This is a genomic window from Simplicispira piscis (assembly GCF_054783455.1).
The window spans coordinates 145595-166708 of record NZ_BAAGQN010000010.1; the positions used below are offsets into that span (position 1 = coordinate 145595).

General features: G+C 54.4%; 15 protein-coding genes. 10 read left to right on the plus strand and 5 right to left on the minus strand.

Annotated elements, in window-relative coordinates; all coding sequences use genetic code 11:
• Nucleotides 1-5: 5 nt before the first annotated feature.
• The 8 genes from ACYVOC_RS06800 to ACYVOC_RS06835 all read left to right on the plus strand — a co-directional run bounded on the left by ACYVOC_RS06800 (nt 6) and on the right by ACYVOC_RS06835 (nt 6776).
• Entirely contained in the window at nt 6-716 is a 711-nt protein-coding gene (locus ACYVOC_RS06800) for a sugar phosphate nucleotidyltransferase (protein ID WP_461161284.1), read from the plus strand.
• Complete coding sequence (locus ACYVOC_RS06805; RefSeq protein ID WP_461161285.1) at nt 713-1582, plus strand: NAD-dependent epimerase/dehydratase family protein; 870 nt, start codon at nt 713-715, stop codon at nt 1580-1582. The genes ACYVOC_RS06800 and ACYVOC_RS06805 overlap by 4 nt, the downstream gene beginning before the upstream one ends.
• On the plus strand, nt 1569-2528 hold the full coding sequence (locus tag ACYVOC_RS06810) for a glycosyltransferase family 2 protein (protein ID WP_461161286.1): 960 nt from the start codon (nt 1569-1571) through the stop codon (nt 2526-2528). Before ACYVOC_RS06805 ends, ACYVOC_RS06810 begins: the two co-directional genes overlap by 14 nt.
• On the plus strand, nt 2509-3192 hold the full coding sequence (locus ACYVOC_RS06815; RefSeq protein ID WP_461161287.1) for a class I SAM-dependent methyltransferase: 684 nt from the start codon (nt 2509-2511) through the stop codon (nt 3190-3192). The genes ACYVOC_RS06810 and ACYVOC_RS06815 overlap by 20 nt, the downstream gene beginning before the upstream one ends.
• Complete coding sequence (locus tag ACYVOC_RS06820) at nt 3192-3566, plus strand: GtrA family protein (protein WP_461161288.1); 375 nt, start codon at nt 3192-3194, stop codon at nt 3564-3566. The genes ACYVOC_RS06815 and ACYVOC_RS06820 overlap by 1 nt, the downstream gene beginning before the upstream one ends.
• 101 nt (nt 3567-3667) lie before the next feature.
• The gene (gene gmd, locus ACYVOC_RS06825) at nt 3668-4702 is read left to right on the plus strand and encodes a GDP-mannose 4,6-dehydratase (RefSeq protein WP_461161289.1); all 1035 of its coding nucleotides are present in this window, start codon (nt 3668-3670) and stop codon (nt 4700-4702) included.
• Complete coding sequence (locus ACYVOC_RS06830; protein ID WP_461161290.1) at nt 4699-5589, plus strand: NAD-dependent epimerase/dehydratase family protein; 891 nt, start codon at nt 4699-4701, stop codon at nt 5587-5589. The genes gmd and ACYVOC_RS06830 overlap by 4 nt, the downstream gene beginning before the upstream one ends.
• An 11-nt stretch (nt 5590-5600) precedes the next feature.
• Entirely contained in the window at nt 5601-6776 is a 1176-nt protein-coding gene (locus ACYVOC_RS06835; protein ID WP_461161310.1) for a glycosyltransferase family 4 protein, read from the plus strand.
• Between the two features lie 200 nt (nt 6777-6976).
• Here the strand turns inward: ACYVOC_RS06835 and ACYVOC_RS06840 are convergent, their stop codons facing one another.
• The 5 genes from ACYVOC_RS06840 to dnaG form a co-directional block, all read right to left on the minus strand.
• Complete coding sequence (locus tag ACYVOC_RS06840; RefSeq protein ID WP_461161291.1) at nt 6977-9409, minus strand: M6 family metalloprotease domain-containing protein; 2433 nt, start codon at nt 9407-9409, stop codon at nt 6977-6979.
• Nucleotides 9410-9834: 425 nt separating this feature from the next.
• Nucleotides 9835-11658, minus strand: a complete 1824-nt coding sequence (locus ACYVOC_RS06845; protein ID WP_461161292.1) for a glycosyltransferase — start codon at nt 11656-11658, stop codon at nt 9835-9837.
• Nucleotides 11659-11681: 23 nt separating this feature from the next.
• The gene (locus ACYVOC_RS06850; RefSeq protein ID WP_461161293.1) at nt 11682-13682 is read right to left on the minus strand and encodes a tetratricopeptide repeat protein; all 2001 of its coding nucleotides are present in this window, start codon (nt 13680-13682) and stop codon (nt 11682-11684) included.
• Between the two features lie 35 nt (nt 13683-13717).
• Entirely contained in the window at nt 13718-16081 is a 2364-nt protein-coding gene (gene rpoD / locus ACYVOC_RS06855) for an RNA polymerase sigma factor RpoD (protein WP_461161294.1), read from the minus strand.
• Nucleotides 16082-16334: 253 nt separating this feature from the next.
• Entirely contained in the window at nt 16335-18284 is a 1950-nt protein-coding gene (gene dnaG, locus ACYVOC_RS06860) for a DNA primase (RefSeq protein WP_461161295.1), read from the minus strand.
• Nucleotides 18285-18341: 57 nt separating this feature from the next.
• On the opposite strand from dnaG, the gene ACYVOC_RS06865 reads away from it, so the two are divergent.
• A complete protein-coding gene (locus ACYVOC_RS06865) occupies nt 18342-19409 on the plus strand; it encodes an ABC transporter substrate-binding protein (protein ID WP_461161296.1) in 1068 nt (355 codons plus the stop codon).
• Nucleotides 19410-19412: 3 nt separating this feature from the next.
• Nucleotides 19413-21113, plus strand: coding sequence for a diguanylate cyclase domain-containing protein (locus ACYVOC_RS06870; RefSeq protein ID WP_461161297.1), 1701 nt, complete (start codon nt 19413-19415; stop codon nt 21111-21113).
• The last annotated feature ends 1 nt before the right edge of the window (nt 21114 follow it).

Here is a 21114-nt window from a genome sequence, read left to right on the forward strand (position 1 = left end):
ATGTTATGAGAGCAATTATCCTCGCCGGAGGTAAAGGCACACGCCTGCGCCCATACACGACCTTAATTCCGAAGCCGTTGGTTCCGCTAGGCGGAAGGTACTCAATCCTGGAAGTGATAATTTTGCAGCTGCGTGTAGCAGGGTTCACTCATATCACACTTGCCGTAAATCATCTCTCACAGTTGATCATGGCTTACTTTGGTGATGGTTCACGTCTTGGTGTTCGAATCGACTATTCGCTCGAAGAGGGTGAGCTGAGTACGATTGGCCCCTTGACGTTGATTGAAGATCTTCCCGAATCGTTTCTCGTTATGAACGGGGATATCCTCTGTGATCTCGATTATCAGTCATTTTTTAATGCTCACGTTACAGCCGAAAGTCAGATTTCTGTTTCTGCATTTCGGCGGAATGTAAAAATTGACTTTGGCGTGCTCGGCTACGATTCTTCAGGTCGACTCGAGAGTTTCAAGGAAAAGCCAGAATACGATTTTGATGTAAGTATGGGCATCTATTGTATTAACCGTTCCGTTATCCAGAATTTACCACGCGGCCAGAAGTATGGGTTCGACAATCTGATGATTGATAGTTTAGCCCAGGGTCAACGCGTTGATATCAGACCATTTTCTGGCTATTGGTTGGATATAGGCCGTCCAGACGACTACGAGTATGCCGATGCGAACTTTGAACAATTGGCTTCTCGATTAGGTATCCAATGAAACGTACCGTGTTGGTGACAGGATCAACTGGGGCGTTGGGCCGGGCACTTATTGATCATCTGCGAGTAGATTCAGAGCAATTTGATGTTATTGCACCAGCGCGGACGTCTAGCGATTGGCCGCTAGACCTGCTTGTCCCTAATCGCATTGTAGAAACTATTGAATGCACAAAACCGGACCTGATCATCCATCTTGCAGCGACGTTTTTAGACAACTTCGACGAGGCATACGCAGTGAACGTATTGGCTGCGAGATCCATGCTGCAAGTCATTGAGCGTCTAAATCTACGCGCGCGTGTTGTTCTCATCGGTTCGGCCGCCGAGTATGGACTAGTGACGCCTGACGAGAACCCGATCCGTGAATCTCAACTACTGCGGCCAGTGTCGACCTATGGCCTAACCAAAGCTTGGCAAACTGAGCTTGGCTATCTTTATGCCAGTCGAGGCGTAGATGTTGTGGTGGCACGTGTGTTCAACCTTCTTGGCCCGAACTTGTCTGAGCGGCTATTTGTAGGTCGGTTGCATAAGCAGATCGCTGAAATTCATAGGGGCTCACGTACACGCATCGAAGTTGGGCCACTGTCTGCAGTGAGAGATTATATTTCTATTGATGATGCGATAACGCAATTGATGGCTATCGCGGAAATTGGTGAAGCTGGAAATGTTTATCATGTCGCAAGTGGAATTCCTATCACGATGCGTCAATTGCTCTTGCGAGAATTGGCATCCTATAGTCTGCAAGATGCGATAGTCGTCGAAGGTGCGGGGCTAACAAACCGGCGCGGATACGATGTGCCAGCAATATATGCAGATATTTCAAAAACAAAAGCGCTAGTGTTTAATTGGAATGCCGATGTCGAAAATTAAATTAACCGTCCTCGCGCCAGTTTACAACGAGGAGGAAGTCATTGGTGCTTTCCATGCACGCCTAAGCATGGTGCTTGATTCATTATTGAATGTAGATGCCAAAATTCTTTATGTAGTCGATCGTTGTTCTGATAATACTATTAATGTATTGCGTGCAATTGTCAGAAGCGATTTGCGGACAAAAGTCATAACGCTTTCCTCAAGATTTGGGCATCAAATGTCTCTTGTTGCGGGGATTGACAAATCTTTGGAATCCGACGTTGTGATAATGATGGATAGCGACCTGCAGCATCCACCGGAATTGATTCCTGAATTAATGGATAAATTTCGACTTGGATTTGAAGTGGTATATACTGTCCGACGTTCAACTGAAGAAATAAATCCTTTTCGAGAGTTTGCCGGGAATATTTTCTATAAATTTTTGGCGAGAATTACGAATGTATCCATAAATGCAAACGCAGCGGATTTTCGATTGATTTCTGGACGGGTTGCACGGATTATTTCTACAGACTTCCGTGAGCGCAACATGTTCCTTCGCGGACTTTTTACATGGATTGGATTCAGTCAAACCTCTGTCGACTATGACGCCCACAAGCGTGCCGGAGGTTATTCTAAGTACTCGCTCTCTAAGATGCTACAGCTTGCGATGTCTGGAATTCTTTCGTTCAGCACCAAGCCACTGCAGTTGGGGATTGTTGTTGGGACAGCCTTCTCTTTGTTATCTTTTTTGCTAATGGTATGGGCGGTTATTGAATACTTCATAGACAAATCAATACCTGACGGCTGGACGACTGTTGTGGTTCTCTTGTTGCTGTTTAGTGGAATTCAGTTAACAGTATTGGGTATTATTGGTGCTTACATTGGTGGGATTTATGAAGAGGTGAAAGGCCGTCCGCGTTATATCATTGACGAAGAAATTGTCTATCATGAGCAAACAAAAAGTTGATTTTGATGAGTATACAGATGAATATAATCAGTTGTTGCGAGAGGGGACGGGATTTTTTTCTGAGAGTGAAGCTTATTTCGCCAAATATAAAATTGACATACTGCGCCGTGAGATTCCTGGATCCCCTCGGCGAGTTTTAGAGTATGGTTGTGGTATCGGGCGAAATATTCCTTTTCTGAAGGACGCTTTTCCTGGGGCAGAAATCTCCGGATCTGATATTTCAGATGCAAGTTTAAAAATAGCGCGCGCGGACAATCCAGATATCAATTTTTATATTGATAAAGCTGATTTTTATGTTGATGAGCCATATGATGTTATTTTTATTGCGGGTGTATTCCATCATATACCTGTAGTGGAGCGTGCTGCAGTAATGTCGGCGCTTTACCAGCGCCTTCGTTCTGGTGGGGTAATAGTAATTTTTGAACATAATCCATTTAATCCAGTAACACGGAGGATTGTGAATAATTGCCCATACGACCGTGACGCTGTTTTGCTCCGACCCTCCGAGCTTAAATTGCGATTGGTTAATGCTCTTTTTTCTGTGCAAGGTGGAGCGTATTGCTTGTTTGTACCACCATCGCTTCCGCTGTTATTGCCGCTTGAAAATATGCTTGGATGGCTGCCGCTTGGTGGTCAATATTGGGTTAAAGCAATCCGTGCATAATGAAGCAATTTTTCAGATTTTTGCTTGTCGGGGTTGCTAACACTGCATTTGGATATGCAATAATATTTTTTGTAATGTATTTGATGGGTGCTTCGCCTGAAATTAGCAACTTTGTTGGATATTTGGCTGGACTGCTGCTATCATATGTTCTGAATAGAAATTTCACATTCAAAAGTATTCAAAAAAGAAGTGTTGAGTTTTTGCGTTTTCTTGTGGTTTTTTGTATTGCGTATGCGGCTAATTTTGTGGCATTGCTGTTTTTTATTCGAGTGATATTTGTTAATCCTGGTATTTCGCAAATTCTGGCTGGTGGCGTTTATATTTTTGCTTCCTATCTCTTGAATAAGTACTATGTTTTCGCCCGTCCAAGATGAAGTGTTAGTCTTTCAATAGTAAGCATTGTTTGAAGGCGGTTTGCTTCGTTTTTGGCAATTTTTTACCCTGCTTGGCAAATTTACGAAAAGAATATTTTATTATGAAATCTGCAATTATTACCGGAGTCACAGGCCAAGACGGCGCATATTTGGCGCAGCTTTTACTCGACAAAGGTTATACGGTGTACGGCACATTCCGCCGCACCAGCTCTGTGAATTTTTGGCGGATGGAAGAGCTGGGTATTCAAAATCACCCCAATCTGCATTTGGTTGAATACGATTTGACCGATTTGGGCTCCAGCATTTCACTGGTGCAAAAAGTGCAGCCCGACGAAATCTATAACCTGGCTGCACAAAGCTTTGTGGGCGTCAGCTTTGACCAGCCCAGCACCACGGCGCAGATCACCGGCATCGGCGCACTGCATTTGCTCGAAGCCATTCGTTTGGTTAATCCAAAAATCCGCTTCTACCAAGCCAGCACGTCAGAAATGTTTGGTAAGGTGCAGGCGATTCCGCAGGTGGAAGAAACGCCTTTTTATCCGCGCAGCCCCTATGGCGTGGCCAAGCTGTATGCGCACTGGATGACGGTGAACTACCGCGAGAGCTACGGTATTTTTGGCAGCAGCGGCATTTTGTTCAACCATGAGAGCCCCCTGCGCGGACGCGAGTTTGTCACCCGCAAGATCACCGACAGCGTTGCAAAGATCAAGCTGGGCAAGCTCGATGTGATGGAGCTGGGTAACCTTGATGCGAAACGTGATTGGGGTTTTGCCAAAGAATATGTGGATGCCATGTGGCGCATGTTGCAGGTGGGCGAGCCCGATACATTCGTGGTGGCCACCAACCGCACAGAGACCGTGCGCGACTTTGTGCGCATGGCCTTCAAGGGCGCTGGCATTGCGGTGGACTTCCGGGGTGCTGCGGAACAGGAGACGGCCGTGGACACCGCCACCGGCAAGACGGTGATGCGCATCAACCCCAAGTTTTACCGCCCAGCAGAGGTAGAGCTGCTGATTGGTAACCCCGCCAAGGCCAAGGCCAAGCTGGGCTGGGCACCCACCACTACGCTGGAGCAGCTGTGCCAGATGATGGTGGAGGCAGATTTGCGCCGCAATCAAAACGGTGCATCGTTTTGAACATTCTGCTGACGGGCGCCAACGGCTTTACCGGGCTGCGTTTTGCTGCGCTGGCACGGCAGGCGGGCCACGCCGTCACAGCGCTGCAGGTTGACCTGACGCAGCCCCAGGCGGTAACGGACGCGGTGGCCTTGGCGGTGGCGGCGCTGCCCCAGGCGCAGCCTTGGACGGTGGTGCATTTGGCGGCGCTCAGCTTTGTGGGCCATACGGACGAGCTGGAATTTTATGGCGTCAACGTGCTGGGCACGCTGAACTTGTTGGCAGCGGTGGCGGGGCAGGCCGTGCGCCCATCGTGCGTGCTGGTGGCCAGCAGCGCCAATGTGTATGGCAACTGCCCGCAATCGCCCATTGCCGAATCGCAGGCACCGGCGCCAGTCAACCATTACGCGGCCAGCAAATTGGCCATGGAGCACTTGGCCCGCACTTACGCCGACCGGTTGCCGCTGGTGCTGACCCGGCCCTTCAACTACACCGGGCCAGGCCAGGCGCCGCAGTTTTTGATACCCAAGCTGGTAGACCACTTTGTGCGCCGCGCCCCGGTGGTTGAACTGGGCAACCTGCATGTAGAGCGCGAGTACAACGATGTCGATTTTGTATGCCGCTCGTACCTGCACCTGCTGGCCCATGGTGAGCCGCTGGGGCTCTACAACATTTGCACTGGCATTACCTATACGCTGGATGACGTGATTGCACGGCTACGTCGCTTGGCCGGGTACGACATTGAGGTGCGCGTTAACCCGGCTTTTGTGCGCACCAATGAGATCCAGCGCCTGTGCGGCGACTCGGCCCGCCTGCAGGCAGTGTGGCGCGCAGCAGGCGATGCTTGGCCCACAGCGGCATCGCTGGATGCTACGCTGGCACGCATGTTGGCTGCCGCAGCGGCCTGAGGGGGATGGGAATGGGCTTGCGGCTGATTCTGGCGACTGATGCCATCTTTCCGCCACTGACCGGCATTGGCCGCTATGCCTATGAGTTGGCCACTCGATTGCCGCTGCGCGATGACGTGGAAGAATTGCGTTATCTGGGCATGTGGGCTTGGGGCCGTGTGCCCAGCAGCTTGGGTGCAGGTGGGCCGCCTGTGGCAGCGGCTATTCCTGTGTCTCCGCCATGGCTGGTGCCTGTACGCCGCTATATGGCGACCAAGCATTGGGCGGTGGAGGTGTATGACCGGGTGTCTGAGGTGTTGCGCAGCCAGCTATTGCGCCAGGGGAAGGGGGCGGTGTACCACTCGCCCAACTATTTTCTTCCCGCCTATGACGGGCCCATGGTCGCCACGGTGCACGATTTGTCTATCGTCCGTTTCCCGCAGACGCATCCGGCTGCACGCAGGCGGTATTTCGATTTGGCATTCAGGCGCTCGCTGGATCGCGCCGATGCCCTGATCACTGACTCTGAAACCGTGCGCCAGGAGTTGATTACCGATTATTCTGTGGCGCCGCAGCGGGTGACCGCCATTCATCTGGGGGTGGATGCATCCTTTCGCCCCCATACCCCGGCTGAACTGCTGCCGGTGCTGGCCCGCCATGGCTTGGTGTGCGGGCAATATGTGCTTAGCGTAGGGACGCTGGAGCCGCGCAAGCGGCTGGATCAGCTGATTACCGCTTATGTAGGCTTGCCCGCACCGCTGCGGGCACGTTTTCCGCTGGTTTTGACGGGCGCCAGTGGCTGGCTGAACGAGCGTGTGCGGCCACTGATCGAGCGTGGCCAAGCCGAGGGCTGGTTACGGTATCTGGGGTTTGTGCCCCAGGCAGACCTGCCCGCCATTTACGCCGGGGCGCACGCCTTTGCCATGATCTCGATTTATGAAGGTTTTGGCCTGCCCCTGCTGGAGGCCATGGCATCGGGCGTGCCGGTGCTGACCTCTGATCGCTCGTGCATGCCCGAGGTGACCGATGGTGCTGCTCTGCTGGTTGATCCTGATGATGTGGAGGCAATCCGGGCGAAACTGGCGCGTCTGATAGAAGACGCACCATGGCGGGCTGGTGCCACTGATCGCGGCTTGGCACGCGCGGGTGTGCTGACTTGGGAGCGCTGCCTTGCGCAGACCACAGAGGTGTATCGGTCTGTGGCCTGAGCAAGGAGATGCATTCAATCAAGAATCACAATGCAGGAGGGATTCATGATCTCTCTAAAAATAGCATTTATCTGTATAGTCATGAATATATGCGGCATTCTGCTTTTGAATATATAGAATATTGATTATTTTCATTTAAAAATCATTGAAAAATAAAAAACCCAGCAATGCTGGGTTTTTTATGAAAAAAGTAATGAAGTTTATTGAGATATTTTCCAGTCGGTTGAAGCCGTAACAAAGACAGAGCCGCTTCCTATGCTTGCTCCGTTCATAAACCAAATACCTTTTTCTCCTGTTAATGAATTTTCTACCAAAATATCAATCTTGCCATCGTAATTAAAATCTCCAGTTCCGGTAATTTTCCAATTTGCTGGAACTGTAGAAAAAACTTGTCCGCTGGTAATTATAGAGTTGTTCATATACCAGATGCCTCTTTCTCCGGTTGTTGAATTTTCCACCAAAATATCTATTTTTCCATCGTAATTAAAATCCCCAGTTCCGACAATTTTCCAGCTCGTTGAAACTGTAGCGAAAACTTGCCCGCTGACGATTGTAGATTCATTCATATACCAGATGCCTCTTTCTCCGGTTGTTGAGTTTTCCACCAAAATATCTATTTTGCCATCGTAATTAAAATCTCCAGTTCCGACAATTTTCCAGCTCGTTGAAACTGTAGCGAAAACTTGCCCGCTGACGATTGTTGAGCCATTCATGTACCAAATGCCTCTTTCTCCGGTTGTTGAGTTTTCTGCAACAATATCTGATTTTCCATCGGAATTAAAATCACCAACCCCAGTCATTTTCCAATCTGGAGGTGTCGTCACAAATTCCTGCCCGCTGATAATTGAAGGGCCATTCATGTACCAGATACCTTTTGAACCAGTAATAGAGTTTTCAACAAGAATATCTGACTTTCCATCAAAATTAAAATCACCCAGTTTGAATGTGGGCGAAGGGTCTCCTTCAAATATCGCAGACATTGATGCAGACGGAGTTGATATATTCGACAGTCCTCTTGAGGTCTGTGTTCCGTTATAAAGGTTGCTATTAGGTGATGTGGTTTTTCCGAATGCAGAGTTGTTCCCGCTGAAAAAAAGTACGCCGCGGCATCCGCGGGAGGAGTTCGATAATGCAACGAGTGAGCATTGGTTCGTTGCTTCTTCAGCCATGACGCCCTGATGTGCGCCTGGCACATATTTATTTATATCATTGCTACCGGCGGTGCCATTGTTAGAAGAATTACCAATGTTGATATCAATGTGTTGGATTAGTAATCCGCCAGCCCACAAATCACCCAACTGTGACTGCATCCCAAGATCCCACCGGGATGGGATTCTATTCTCTGCAAGAAAATATTCTGTCGTGCTAACGGATGAATTCACAAGCTTAACTGGCGCGGTTTCAGCGGTGAGTGGAGCTGGAAAACTGAGTGCTGTACCGTTGCTTGATGGTACTCTGGGCGATGCCCACCCCAGGTAGGTTCTCGACCAAGCATCCAGCCCTACAGGTGTGTCCCCACTGGATGTGTCGCTGTTGGATTTACCCCAGCTTCCGCCGGCCATGAGAGAGAATACACCAAGCCCCTCGTTGTAGCCCGCTGTGTCATATAAATCTGGAAGCCCGGCCATAGAATGTCCGAGTTCATGTGCGATAACTCCATTGGGGTGGCGCAGGTCTCCGTTGTTTAATTCACCATTAAGCGCCCATTTTGTAAAATTTTTGGAACCAGCCGTAACACCAGAGCCTCCCCATGCATGAGCCCACACATTTGGGGTCTTTGGCGATCCTGAGCGTTCATATCCAGCCAAAATAAAGTAAACGACCAGTTCTGAATTATCAATGGCCCCATTATTATTAGTATCGAAGGCATTGAAATTGACAGAAATTGATGCTTGGTTTAATGCGGCCTGAATCCAAGTTGTTTCCGTAATATATGTGCAGCTGCTCCCGCAATTAGGATGTGCTTGCGGCAACGTAACTTTGACAATCCCGGAGGGGGATCCCACTTGAGTGTGTTCTGCTGGGTAGATTGTTAGCTTGCCAAAAGAATTTTCTTTATAATAATTAACCACTGACTTTGCATTTGTAGTGGTGTCGAAAAGTGTGCTATACCAATCGTTTGGTGTAGTTGCGAGTGTACGATTAGAAAACTCTACCAGAATAACAAGTAGCTTGCGTGTGCCAGATGCAGGATAAGGTGTCCATGGCCCGCTGACGGGTCCTTGGGTGCTCGTACTTGGTCGCAGGCTATTTCGATCATCTGCGTTTTGCCGTTCAATATCGGTGCGACGTGGCGGACGGAGACTTTTTTCAAAAGGGATAGAATTAGGGGCGCCTTGGTTAAGCAGTTCTCGGGCAGGCGCGATGAGAATGCCTGAAGGAACGAGTGATCCATTTGCCGCTCTTTCTGCATATTCAAAATTTCCAGATGCATTTTGAATAACAGTGTAGCCATTGATGGTTTCTGTCCATCCTTGATATTCATCGCCTTTGTTGATTAGTTTTATTGCCCCATCAGGCTGCTCAATAGTTAGAATGTCCGGTGATGCAGGGCCAGCCCAAGTCGAGTTCGCAATTGTCCCTAAAATTAAGCATGTTGATATAATCAAGAGCTTGGTTATGTTGAGTTTCATGGATTCACCATAATTTAATATTGTTAACTGGGCCAGGCGAAGCGGTCTGCTTTTCGCGGAACGAATGCGTATGCATCAGCTGGTCAATATTTGAAAAATCAATAGCTGGTATGGGTGTGGCAACGGATTGCTGCCATGCCTGTCACCTCCATTTTGGCTTTGCTGGAAATGTGATTTTTAATGATTATGTTTTGATAGATAAAATGCAATTGCAAAAGAATTGATCTTATAAAGGAGGCAAGCAATATTAATCGTGGGTTTGAGTAAAATGTAGTGCCTGCATCGACTGGGACGACGGGCTGAAAAATACTTCCCGCAAATCTATACGAAATGTATCTGTGAGCAGCCGATGTGACAATAAGGGTAAGTCGTGATTGGCGCAATTGCTCATGCTGGCTATGCGGTGCTCTAACAGTGTGCCCGTATCAGCGGCGCTTCACTACCCGCCAGCGCGCCAGGCACAGCAATGTAGTAGCTGCCATGTACCGCGCTACGCTCAGCCAAGAATGAAAGATGCGCGATGTACCTGCGCTGCGCACATTCATGGAGACGGGTACCTCCTCGATTTGCAGGCCCGCGCGGCGCACCAGCAGCAATGCGCCCAGATCCTGGTAATCAAGCAGCGAGGCTTCGCGAGAGGCCAGCACAGCCATGGCTTTGCGGTTGTAGAGCCGAAAACCCGAAGTCAGGTCCCGCAAATCAAAGCCCGCCAGTTGGCGAAACAAGTGCCAGGCCATTCTGCGGAGTTTGCTGGCGCGTTCAGGGAAGGAGCCGATCACGACGTCTGATTGCGCGCGCGCTGCCAGCAGCGTGGGGATTTCATCCACTTCATGCTGCCCGTCAGCATCCATGGTGATGACGGCTTGGTAGCCATGGCTCAGCCCGTAGCGTATGCCTGCCTGCATGCCACCCCAGGCGCCCACAGGTAAAACGGGTTGCAACACATGGGCGCCGGCGTTGCGGGCAATGGCGCCGGTGCCATCGTCGCTCTGATCATCAATGACTACGATGTCGTTCCAGCCCGCTGATTGCAGGTTGGCGAGCATGGCGCCAATGGTGGCTGCTTCATTCTTGGCAGGAATCACAATCAGTATGCCCTTGTCAGAGGCGGGCGGGTTTGTGCCAGAGGTGGCAATGGCGTATTGATTGGCTACGCGGGTTGCGCAGACTTGAATGCAAAACTGTTCATGTAATGCTTTAAAACCAGACTCGCCAAGCCTTTGTCGCTGCGCGGGGTTTTGCTGTAGTTGGCTAATTGCCATTTTCCAGCTTGGTATGTCTTCGGGCTCGGCCAGCAGGCCGGCGTTTGCCTGCGTTACCACCCATGGCAAACCCGAGCCAGGCAGGTTGGAGCCAATGCATGGGCGAGAGTGGGTCATTGCTTCAAGCAACACCATGCCAAACGCTTCGGTGCGCTCTCTGGAAGCCAGGCAAAAAATGTCGCAACTGCTCAACAACGCATTTTTTTGTTGATCAGTCACATGGCCCAGCAAGCGAATATTTGGCGTGGTGTTGGGCGCGGTGATTGTTTGAATCAACCGCTCCAAGGTCTCCCTGGATTCGCCTTCGCCTGCAATGATCAGCTCTACCCCAGGCATTTCGGCCACCGCCTGAATCAAGGTTTCAAACCCTTTGTAGTAGGCCAATCGTCCAATGGAAAGCAGCCGAAGCGTGCCGCTGCGCCACGGGCTTGTGGTTGTTGAACCAAGGGTATGGGGGGGCAGAAGGTCTGTGTTCAGCCCCAGTGGTACCACGGCACATTTGCTGTGCCAGCGTGCAAGTGGGGCGCTGGCTTGCAGGTATGGCGGAGATGTAACGATGATTCTCTCTGCGCGGTCCAGCACGGCTTGCTCGAAAGGGCGGTACAGCTGGTAGGCTAACCTGACTGCAAACTTAATGCGGGATGCAACCACATCGGATTGCCAGTGAACCACCCACGGTATTTCGCGTGCATCAGCAAGCGTCAATGCCCAAAAAACAGAATTATTGGGCATGTGCAGATGAAGCACTTGGGGTTGGATTTTTTGGATGGCTTGTGCGAGCGCTTTTCTAAACCCTATCGCGATGGGGGCATAAATGAGGGTGGCTTGCACAGGGACACGGATGATCCATTCGGGATCATCGGGCAGTGGGTTGCCATGCACCAGGGCATGGGCATTCATGCCATTTTTTCGTTGCTCGTGAATCAGGTCGGCTAGAAAAACTTCCATCCCCCCCATGTGGGGTGGGAAGAACTTGCCAATGTGCAAAACGGTGAGAGCCATGCTTGGGGTCAGCGCACTTCCATTCCAGCGGAAATCTGGATGCGGATACGCTGATAGATTGAATTTTGAGGATCCAGGGCAATGGCTTGGTCAAGGTCTTTGAGCCCAGCGGTTTTGTTGCCCGCCTTGAAATAGGCCATTGCCCGACCATGGTGCATGGCAGCGCTAGGGTTTGTGGCAATCAGTTGATCGAAAATTGCCAGTGATTCTTTGGTTTTACCTTGGCCACTATAAGACTGTGCTAGGCCATACTGGTATTTTACGGAGCCTGGTTCGGTTTGAAGGAGCAGACGGTAGTCTTCAGCTGCAACGTCGTATTTTTGTATGGTGAGCGCAATATGGGCATGTTTACTGCGAATGTGCTTTTTGAAGTTATTGAGTTCTTCAGGAATTGAATTTTTGTCTGTGCTTTCTAGCGCAGCGGTATAGCTGTTCAGGGCTTCTACCGGTTGGCCCAGTGCCAATTGGGATTCGCCTTTTTGAAAGTGCAGCGAGGTCATTGCATCGAAGCCTTGGGACTCCGCCTCTTGAAGGACTGTCAATGCTTCCTTTGGTTTTTTTTGCTTTTGTAAAATACCACTCATGTTGAAAAGCGCGGTGCCACTCAACGCCCCCAATTTTTGGGCTGTGGCAAAATTATTATATGCCAGGTGGTAGGCACTGTTTCCCGCATGATAAACACCCAAATTGAGAAATGGGCGGTGGCGTCCCACTGCATTTGCCGGTGCATTGGGGTCGATTTTTTCTGCGGCATCGTTCCAGGCTGTGAATTCGCTCTGCAAACTCAGACTGCGTTCAAGGGCCAATCCCCCGAAGGCAAGGGCTAAAACTGTACCGATCGCGTAGATTGTTTTTGGTTTTAATCTGATCAGAGCGATGGCAACCAAACCTGGGAACGCTATGGCCCAGAGATAGCTACGGTATAAAACAAGAGGGTCTTGCACCCATACTGTAGAAAATTCTGTAAAAAACAAAATTAGCGGAAAAAACAGTAAGAGTGCAATCAATCCAAAAACATTTTTGTTTTTGAAGAAATAATAAATGGTCGCAATCAAAAGGGCGATATAAGCAATGGCCCCCAACAGTTGCGGCATATAGGTAAATGACGTGGGGAACGCTGGCCGCAGGTCAACGGACATCCACAAGACATTGGGTAAGAACCACAGCGTGCCATACACAAAGAAGAGCGCAGCTTCATTCAAGATGCTCAGGGGATACATGCGCTCAGTAATACCCGGGCTCATTTTCTCTAGTTGCAACGCATATTGAATAGACTGGTCATCAAACAAGCGGCCTAAAATGTTGCCATAGGTGGCTAGCATTGCGGCCGTAATGGTGCCCAGCAGCGCAAGGCTGATGCCTACCACGATGGCAGTGGTTTTCCAGCCGGGGCGCTTGATGTATATGTAGAGCGGTACCGCCATGGCTGCTGTCATGACGGCATGCTCTTTAGAGAGTACGGCACACAAGTAACTCAGCAATGCCAGTACGTACCAATAAGGTCGCTGGTTGAGCAGGCCACGTACAAAGAACCAGCACGCCAGCACCGCGAACAGTGTCGCCATGACAATGGAGCGCTGGACTAGGTAACCTACGGCGTACACGGCCATGGGGTTGACGGCAAAGAGTGCAATCCCCACCGCCACGGCGGCCTCGCGTGAGGCTACAAACTGCGGGGCTGACTCCAGTGGTTGCGGAAACTTTGCACTGCGTAAAAGGTCGCGCGTCAGCAGATACAGCGCTCCTGCGACGCCTCCGTGCAGCAACAGGTTGACTGCCCGCTGCTTCCACCAGCCTTCGCCGAACATTTGTTGTATCCAGACAAAACTGCCATACGAAAGCAGGCGTTGTTTGAATTCCAACAGGCCACCGTAATTGCCAAATATGGTGTCTTTGAGTCGGAGATCGTCAAAGAGTAATTCGTTGTGCAGGCCCGGTATGTAAATACCGAGCACCACTGCGGCAACGAAAAAAAAGAAAGCGGCCTTGAAAATGCGTGGCTGGATCATCTCTGATGGGCACCGCGCATTTGCCGCGCAGTGCATTAAAGCGAGTCGATGAAGCTGCGAAGTTTATCTGACCGGCTGGGGTGCTTGAGCTTGCGCAGCGCCTTGGCTTCGATTTGGCGGATGCGTTCGCGCGTCACGTCAAACTGCTTGCCCACTTCTTCCAGCGTGTGGTCGGTAGACATCTCGATGCCAAAGCGCATGCGCAGCACCTTGGCTTCACGCGGTGTCAGGCCGTCGAGGATGTCTTTGACCACGTCGCGCAGGCCCGCCTGCATGGCAGCGTCGATGGGAGCGGTGTTGGCGCCGTCCTCGATGAAGTCGCCCAGGTGGCTGTCGTCGTCGTCGCCGATGGGGGTTTCCATCGAGATCGGCTCCTTGGCGATCTTCATGATCTTGCGGATCTTGTCCTCGGGGATTTCCATCTTCTCGGCCAGCACGGAGGCGTCGGGCTCGAAGCCAAACTCTTGCAGGTGCTGGCGCGAGATGCGGTTCATCTTGTTGATGGTTTCGATCATGTGCACCGGGATGCGGATGGTGCGCGCCTGGTCGGCGATCGAGCGCGTGATGGCCTGGCGGATCCACCAGGTGGCGTAGGTCGAGAACTTGTAGCCACGGCGGTATTCGAACTTGTCCACCGCCTTCATCAGGCCGATGTTGCCTTCCTGGATCAGGTCGAGGAATTGCAGGCCACGGTTGGTGTACTTCTTGGCAATCGAGATCACCAGGCGCAGGTTGGCCTCGATCATCTCTTTCTTGGCGTCGCGCGAGGTGGCTTCACCTTCGTTCATGCGCTTGTTGATGCCCTTGAGCTCGGCCAGCGGCACCACCACGCGCGCTTGCAGGTCCATCAGCTTTTGCTGCAGGTCCTGAATGGGTGGAATGTTGCGGCCCATCACCGTGCTCCAGGGCTTGCCAGCGGTTGCCTGCTTTTCGACCCACTTGAGGTTGATCAGGTTGGCTGGGAAGTCCTTGATGAAGGTTTCCTGCGGCATGCCGCACTTGTCCACGATGATGCGGCGCAGTTCACGCTCTTTTTTGCGCACGTCGTCGACCTGGCCGCGCACCATGTCGCACAGCTTTTCGATGGTCTTGGCGGTGAAGCGGATGGTCATCAGCTCGGCGGACAGGGCGCTTTGCGCCTTGACATACGCTGGTGTGCCATAGCCTTCCTTGTCGTAGATCTTGTGGACCTTCTCGAACAGCTCGCGCATCCTGTCGAAACGGCGCAGCGCTTCATTTTTGAGTTCTTCGAGCTTTTTCGTCAGGGCTTTGCTGCCGCCCTTGCCGTCGTCGTCGTCTTCTTCGTCGAACTCGTCAAAGTCTTCCTCGGCCACGTAGTCGTCGGCCTCGTTGGGGTTGGAGAAACCGTCAACGATGGTTGTGATGACAACCTTGCCTTCGCGGATGTCCTCGCCCATGTTGAGGATTTCGGCAATCGTGGCCGGGGATGCGCTGATGGCTTCCATCATGGCCATCAGGCCGCCTTCGATGCGCTTGGCGATTTCGATTTCGCCTTCGCGGGTGAGCAGCTCGACCGTACCCATCTCGCGCATGTACATACGCACGGGGTCGGTCGTGCGGCCAAACTCGCTGTCCACGGTAGACAGGGCGGCTTCGGCGGCTTCTTCGGCTTCTTCTTCGGTGGACGCGGTCTGGGCGGTGTTGGTGACCAGAAGCTGCTCGGCGTCGGGCGTTTGCTCGTACACCGCCACGCCCAGGTCGTTGAGCATCGAAATCACGACTTCCAGCGTTTCCTGGTCCACCAGCTTGTCGGGAAGGTGGTCGGAAATTTCGCCGTGCGTGAGGTAGCCGCGCGTTTTGCCCAGCTTGATCAGGGTCTTGAGGCGCGAACGGCGCTTGGCCATGTCTTCTTCGGACAGCACGGTCTCGTCCAGGCCGAATTCCTTCATCAAGGCGCGTTCTTTCGCCTTGCTGATTTTCATGCGCAGGGGTTTGACCTTTTCGACCGTGGCCGTTGTCTCGGTGCTTTCCTCGACTTCGCCTTCCAGGTCGGATTCGATGTCGGACAGATCGGCGTCGTCGCTATCGACCGATTCAGCGCCGGCCTTGGGTTTGCGTCCGCGCTTGGCCGGGGCTTTGGTCGTGGCGTCACCTGCGGCTTTGGCAGGGCGCCCCGGGCGCTTTTTGGGCGTTTCAGTCGCGTCGGCTTCCACCGCGGTCTTGGCGCGGGTGGTCTTGGTTTCTTCGGTAGCGGTTATCTTGGCGGAAGGCTTGGTCACGGGCACAGTTTTGGCTTTCTTGACCACCGGGGCCACTGCGGCGCTCTTCTTGGCGGGCGTTGCAGTCTTGGTTGGTGGTTTCTTGGCAGTTGCGGAAGCGGCCTTGGCGGCGGTGCCGGGGGTGGACTTGGGCGACTTCGCGGGCTTTTGAGCGGGCATGGACAACCTCAGAATCAAAAAGGAAACAAAGAAAACGCAAGCGCCACGGATTCCGGCGCGGGAGATACGGCAAAGGCAGAGCCTTTGCGGTTCGAGGGGTAAACCCTTAAAGGCAAGATGTCTGGGCGAACATTTGGAGTGCAGTCCTTGCGGTATGTTGGGCGATTGTGCGTGTGTGTCACGGTGGCCCGGCCCGGAGGTGCTGCTGTCGCTCTTGCCGATCAACCCTAAATTATACCAAGAGCAGGAAATTTCAAGACGGGCTGCCCATTTTTGTTTGCAAGGCGTTACGTTTTTGTTCCAGTGTGCGGTAGCGCTCGAGCGCACTCGGGTCTTGGGTTGCCTGCGCGATCAACGTCTTTTGCTGTTCCTTGATGTCGTCGATCAGCATGCGGTCGAGCAGGTCGCGCAGCTCCAGGCGTAATTCCTGCAGGTCACCCTCGGTCTGGGCGTGTGACCCGGTCATCACCTTCTGTGCCAGGTCTTCGCAGGCATGGCCCCGCAGGCTCTCGCGCAGCACGGCCCAGGGCTGGGCGCCCTGGTTGTGGAACTGGTCTTCCAGCCAGGCGAAGAGCAGGCCATGGGGTGCGGGCTGGGCGCATAGCACAGCGTGGTCCTCATGGCCCAGGTGCTCGAGAAAATCCATGTGGGACAGCAGCAGCCGCGCGGCGTGATCGATGCGGCCTGTGGCGGGGCTGCGCGGCATGCGTGGCTGGGGCGGCCAGGGGCTGGCGTTTTTGCGGGGCCCGCGGCTGTTTTTCCAATCGCCGCTCTTGCGTCCGGTGGGCTTTCCATAGCCTGCATCGCTGGGTGCAAACCAGCCTGTATCGGGGGGAGGATGGTCCCAGTGAGGGGCGGCGTCGCTCGCTGGGGCGGCAGGGCGCCGGGTTGCTTCGCGTGCATGGGCTTGTTGCCACAGATCGGACAGGTCGCGCACGTCGAGTTGCGCCAGTTCTGCCAGTTCGCCCAGCAGTTGCCGCTTGAGTGCGCCGTCGGGCAGCAGGCTCCACAAGGGGCGTGCGTTGCTCGCCATGTGGGCTCGCCCTTCGGTGGTGCCCAGGTCGCAGCCCTCGCTGGCGGCATCGACCAGGAAACGGCTCAGGGGCACGGCATCGCCGATCAGGCGGGCGAAGGCGTCACTGCCATGGGCGCGCACAAAGCTGTCCGGGTCGTGCTCGGGGGGCAAGAAAAGAAACTTGATGCTGCGTGTGTCGCTGGCATGGGGCAGGGCGCCGTCGAGTGCCTTGCGGGCGGCGCGGCGGCCCGCATTGTCGCCATCGAAGCTGAACACCACTGCCTCCGTAAAGCGCAGGAGTTTTTGCACATGGTCGGGGGTGCAGGCGGTGCCCAGGGTGGCCACTGTGTTGGGAAAACCCAGCTGTGCCAGCGCCACCACGTCCATGTAGCCCTCGGTCACCAGCGCGTAGCCCTGTTCCCGGATGGCGGTACGCGCCTCGAACAGGCCATACAGTTCGCGCCCCTTGTGGAATACCGGGGTTTCGGGGGAGTTGAGGTATTTGGGCTTGTCGTCGCCCAGCACCCGCCCGCCAAAGCCGATGCATTCGCCTTTGACGTTGCGGATGGGAAACATCACCCGGTCGCGAAAACGGTCGTAGCGCTTGTCGCCGTCGTCCGCGTTGACGATGACGAGCCCGCTTTCTTCGAGCAGCGGGTCGTCGTATTGGGGAAACACGCTGGCCAGGTTGCGCCAGCCTTCGGGTGCATAGCCCAGCCCGTAGCTGCGGGCCACTGCGCCGGAGACTCCGCGCGCCTTGAAATAGGCAATGGCCCGCTGGGATACGCGCAATTGGCCACGGTAGGCCTGGGCGGCCTTCTCCAGCACATCGGTGAGCGTGGCCTGCTTTTGCCGCGCGGCGGCGGCGCGTTCTTTTTCCTGGGGCGATACGTCATCGTCCGGAACCTGTAAACCAACTTGCTGTGCCAAGTCCTGAACGGCCTCGACAAAGCCCATGCCGGCGTGTTCCATGAGAAAACCGATGGCATTCCCGTTCTTGCCGCAACCAAAACAATGGTAGAACTGCTTGGATGGGCTGACGCTGAAAGAAGGGGATTTTTCGCCATGGAAGGGACACAGTCCCATAAAGTTGGCGCCGCCTTTTTTCAGCGGAACGTAGCGGCCGACGATCTCTACCACGTCAACGCGCGCAAGCAGTTCCTGGATGAAAGACTGAGGGATCGTCACCCGGGTATTGTCCGCGTAAACTTGTCGTTGCTTATGGTTACACCCCAAGGACTGTGCATGTCGTTGAACGCGATCCGGATGCGGTGCTGGTGGGTTCTGCCCGTTTGGGTGGCGTTGGTGTGGGCCTTGCTGGCGGGCTCGGTGCAGGCGGCGCCCACCACCTTGCGGGTGCTGACCTGGTCCGGCTATGCCGACCCGGACCTGGTGGCGGTGTTTGAAAAACGCCATGGCGTGCGGGTAGAGGTCACCATTGTGGGGTCGGACGATGTTTTACGCGCCAAACTGGCAGACACCAAGGCGCCGGCCTTTGATGTGGTGGCCGCCAATACGGTCGAGATCGCCCGTTTTGTGGAACTGCAGCAACTGGCGCCCCTGCCCATGGCCGACATTCCCAATGCGGCGCGGCAACTGCCCCGTTTTCGCCAGCTTGATGCCATTGCCGGTATCACGCGGCAAGGGCTGGTGTATGCACTGCCCTATACCTACTCTGAAATGGGGCTGATCTATGACCGCCAGCAGTTGCCAGAGCCCCCCGATTCGGTGGCCGTACTGTGGGATCCGCGCTGGCAAGGGCGCGTGCTCGCCTTTGACGGCAGCAGCCATGCTTTTTCGCTGGCGGCCCTGCACCAGGGAATGTCCCCTTTTCGCGTGGACCCGGCGCAGTGGGGTGCCGTGTCACGGGACCTGGTCGCGCTGCGCCGCAACCTGCTGTCGTTCTACAACCTGCCCGAAGAGTCGCTGGACTTGTTCCGCCGACATGGGGTGGCGGTGATGCATGCCAACTATGGCCAGCAGCAACTCAAGCTGTTCCGGGACGCCGGGCTGGATGTCGGCTATGTGGTGCCCCGCGAGGGAGCGCTGGCATGGCTCGATTGCTGGGCTATTTCCAGCCGCTCCAGGCAGCAGACCCTGGCTGCGCAGTGGATCAACTACATGCTTGAACTGCAGGTGGGCCGTGAACTGACGCGCCGCCAGGGGCTGGCCAATACGCTGGAAGAACCAGAAGCGCTGGCGGGAGACGCTGTGAAGGGGCCCATCCTTTGGCTGGAGCCTGTGGGAGATGCCGAGCGGCGGCAAAGGCTGTGGCAGCGCATTGTCTCGGGCGACCGGCCCGAAAGGTTCTGACGCATGCGCTGGACCATCGGTTTTCGCCTGGGGCTGCTGCTGGCTGGTTTCAGCATCATTGCGGCGTTGTTGGTGGGTTATTTCACCTTTGTGGCAGGCCGCGACGTGCTCAACGACCGGGCTCGCAGCTCTCTGTTGGTGGCCACGCAGATTCTGACGCAACATATGCAGACCGGGTTTGGCAGCGTGGCGCGCGATACGGCCATGCTGGCATCCCTGGTGGCGCAAACCCAGGCCGTCGTTGCGCCGGGCGATGTGCATGCGCAGGTGCTGGAAAGGGACCGGCTTGCCAGCGCCTTCAAGGCCATGCTGGTGGCGCGGCCTTCGTACCTGCAGATCCGATGGATCAGCGCGCAAGACCACGGCCTGGAACTCGTGCGCGTGGAGCGTTCCGGTATGGGGCTGGTGCGCGTCGAGGGCGATGCGCTGCAGGAAAAAGCCCATTTCCCGTTCGTTTTCGAAACGCTGAAGCTCGATGCCAACTCCATTTATATGTCCGAGTTTGGTCTCAACCATGAAGGTGGTGCAGACCAGGGCACGGAGCAGCCCGTGTTCAACATGGCGGCCAATGTCGTGCAGGACGGGCGCGTGCTGGGCGTGGTCGTCATCCGGGTGGCTGCTGGCGGGTTTTTTGCCAACTTCAGCGCAGGCCTTCCGCCGCCCTATGCTTTTTACCTGACCAACCGCTGGGGCGATTTTTTGGCGCATTCCGATCGGCAGCAGACCTATGGGTTTGATCGCGGGCAACGCATTCTGGCGCAGGAAAGCATGCCCGGGATTGGGCAAATTCTTCAGGGAGAAAGCCGCCAGGTGGTGTTGGAGCATTTGGGCAATGATGGCAACCCCCAGGTGCTGGCTTTTGTGCGCATGCCGTTGGGGTTTCAGGAAGATGGCCGGTTTTTGGTCGTGGGTTTGTCGCAGCCCATGGCTGTGATCCAGAGCGACGTGGGTGGGTTGGGGCAGAGCATTCTCAAAGTGCTGCTGGCGCTGTGCCTGGCAGGGGTGCTGCTGGCGGCCTGGGTGTCCCGTGTGGTGACCGGGCCACTGCAGGCGGTGGTGCGGGCGACCCGGGCGTTTTCGCAGGGGCGCGCGCATGGGGAGCTGCCGGTGCGGCGGCACGATGAATTGGGCGACCTGGCCCGCAGTTTCAGCGATATGGAACAGCAGATCAGCCTGCAGATGGCCGAACTCAATGCCAGCCGCGACGCCATGGAGCACCTGGCTTACCACGACCCCTTGACCGGCCTGCCCAACCGCCGCATGTTTGAGCAGCGGCTGACACAGGCGCTGGAGATGTCGCGGCGCAGCACCCGGCCCTGCGTGTTGTTGTTTGTAGACCTGGACGATTTCAAGCCGATCAACGACAACCTGGGCCATGCTGTGGGCGACGCTGTGCTCAAGGCGACGGCGCGGGTGATTCTGGAGGCGGTGCGCCAGGTGGATACCGTGGCCCGACTGGCCGGCGATGAATTTACCGTGCTGTGCGAGAACGTCGATTCTGAAGCCGCCGCCGAGCAGATTGCCCTCAAGCTGCAGCAGGCCTTTGAGCAGCCACTGGATATCCAGGGCACACCCTATGCCGTGCGCGCCAGTGTGGGCCTCAGTTTGTTCCCGCGCGATGCGCAGGATGCCCATACCCTGCTGGCCAGCGCCGACGCTGCCATGTACCGGGTCAAAATGAACCGCCGCAATGGCCTGTCTTAAA

What these genes read in the sequence shown, in the direction of transcription:
- ACYVOC_RS06810 (WP_461161286.1), top strand. Translation starts at nt 1,569, where the DNA reads ATGTCGAAAATTAAATTAACCGTCCTCGCGCCAGTTTACAACGAGGAG.
- ACYVOC_RS06850 (WP_461161293.1), bottom strand. Translation starts at nt 13,682, where the DNA reads ATGATCCAGCCACGCATTTTCAAGGCCGCTTTCTTTTTTTTCGTTGCC.
- ACYVOC_RS06820 (WP_461161288.1), top strand. Translation starts at nt 3,192, where the DNA reads ATGAAGCAATTTTTCAGATTTTTGCTTGTCGGGGTTGCTAACACTGCA.
- rpoD (WP_461161294.1), bottom strand. Translation starts at nt 16,081, where the DNA reads ATGCCCGCTCAAAAGCCCGCGAAGTCGCCCAAGTCCACCCCCGGCACC.
- ACYVOC_RS06865 (WP_461161296.1), top strand. Translation starts at nt 18,342, where the DNA reads ATGTCGTTGAACGCGATCCGGATGCGGTGCTGGTGGGTTCTGCCCGTT.
- ACYVOC_RS06815 (WP_461161287.1), top strand. Translation starts at nt 2,509, where the DNA reads ATGAGCAAACAAAAAGTTGATTTTGATGAGTATACAGATGAATATAAT.
- ACYVOC_RS06840 (WP_461161291.1), bottom strand. Translation starts at nt 9,409, where the DNA reads ATGAAACTCAACATAACCAAGCTCTTGATTATATCAACATGCTTAATT.
- ACYVOC_RS06870 (WP_461161297.1), top strand. Translation starts at nt 19,413, where the DNA reads ATGCGCTGGACCATCGGTTTTCGCCTGGGGCTGCTGCTGGCTGGTTTC.
- gmd (WP_461161289.1), top strand. Translation starts at nt 3,668, where the DNA reads ATGAAATCTGCAATTATTACCGGAGTCACAGGCCAAGACGGCGCATAT.
- ACYVOC_RS06800 (WP_461161284.1), top strand. Translation starts at nt 6, where the DNA reads ATGAGAGCAATTATCCTCGCCGGAGGTAAAGGCACACGCCTGCGCCCA.
- ACYVOC_RS06805 (WP_461161285.1), top strand. Translation starts at nt 713, where the DNA reads ATGAAACGTACCGTGTTGGTGACAGGATCAACTGGGGCGTTGGGCCGG.
- ACYVOC_RS06835 (WP_461161310.1), top strand. Translation starts at nt 5,601, where the DNA reads ATGGGCTTGCGGCTGATTCTGGCGACTGATGCCATCTTTCCGCCACTG.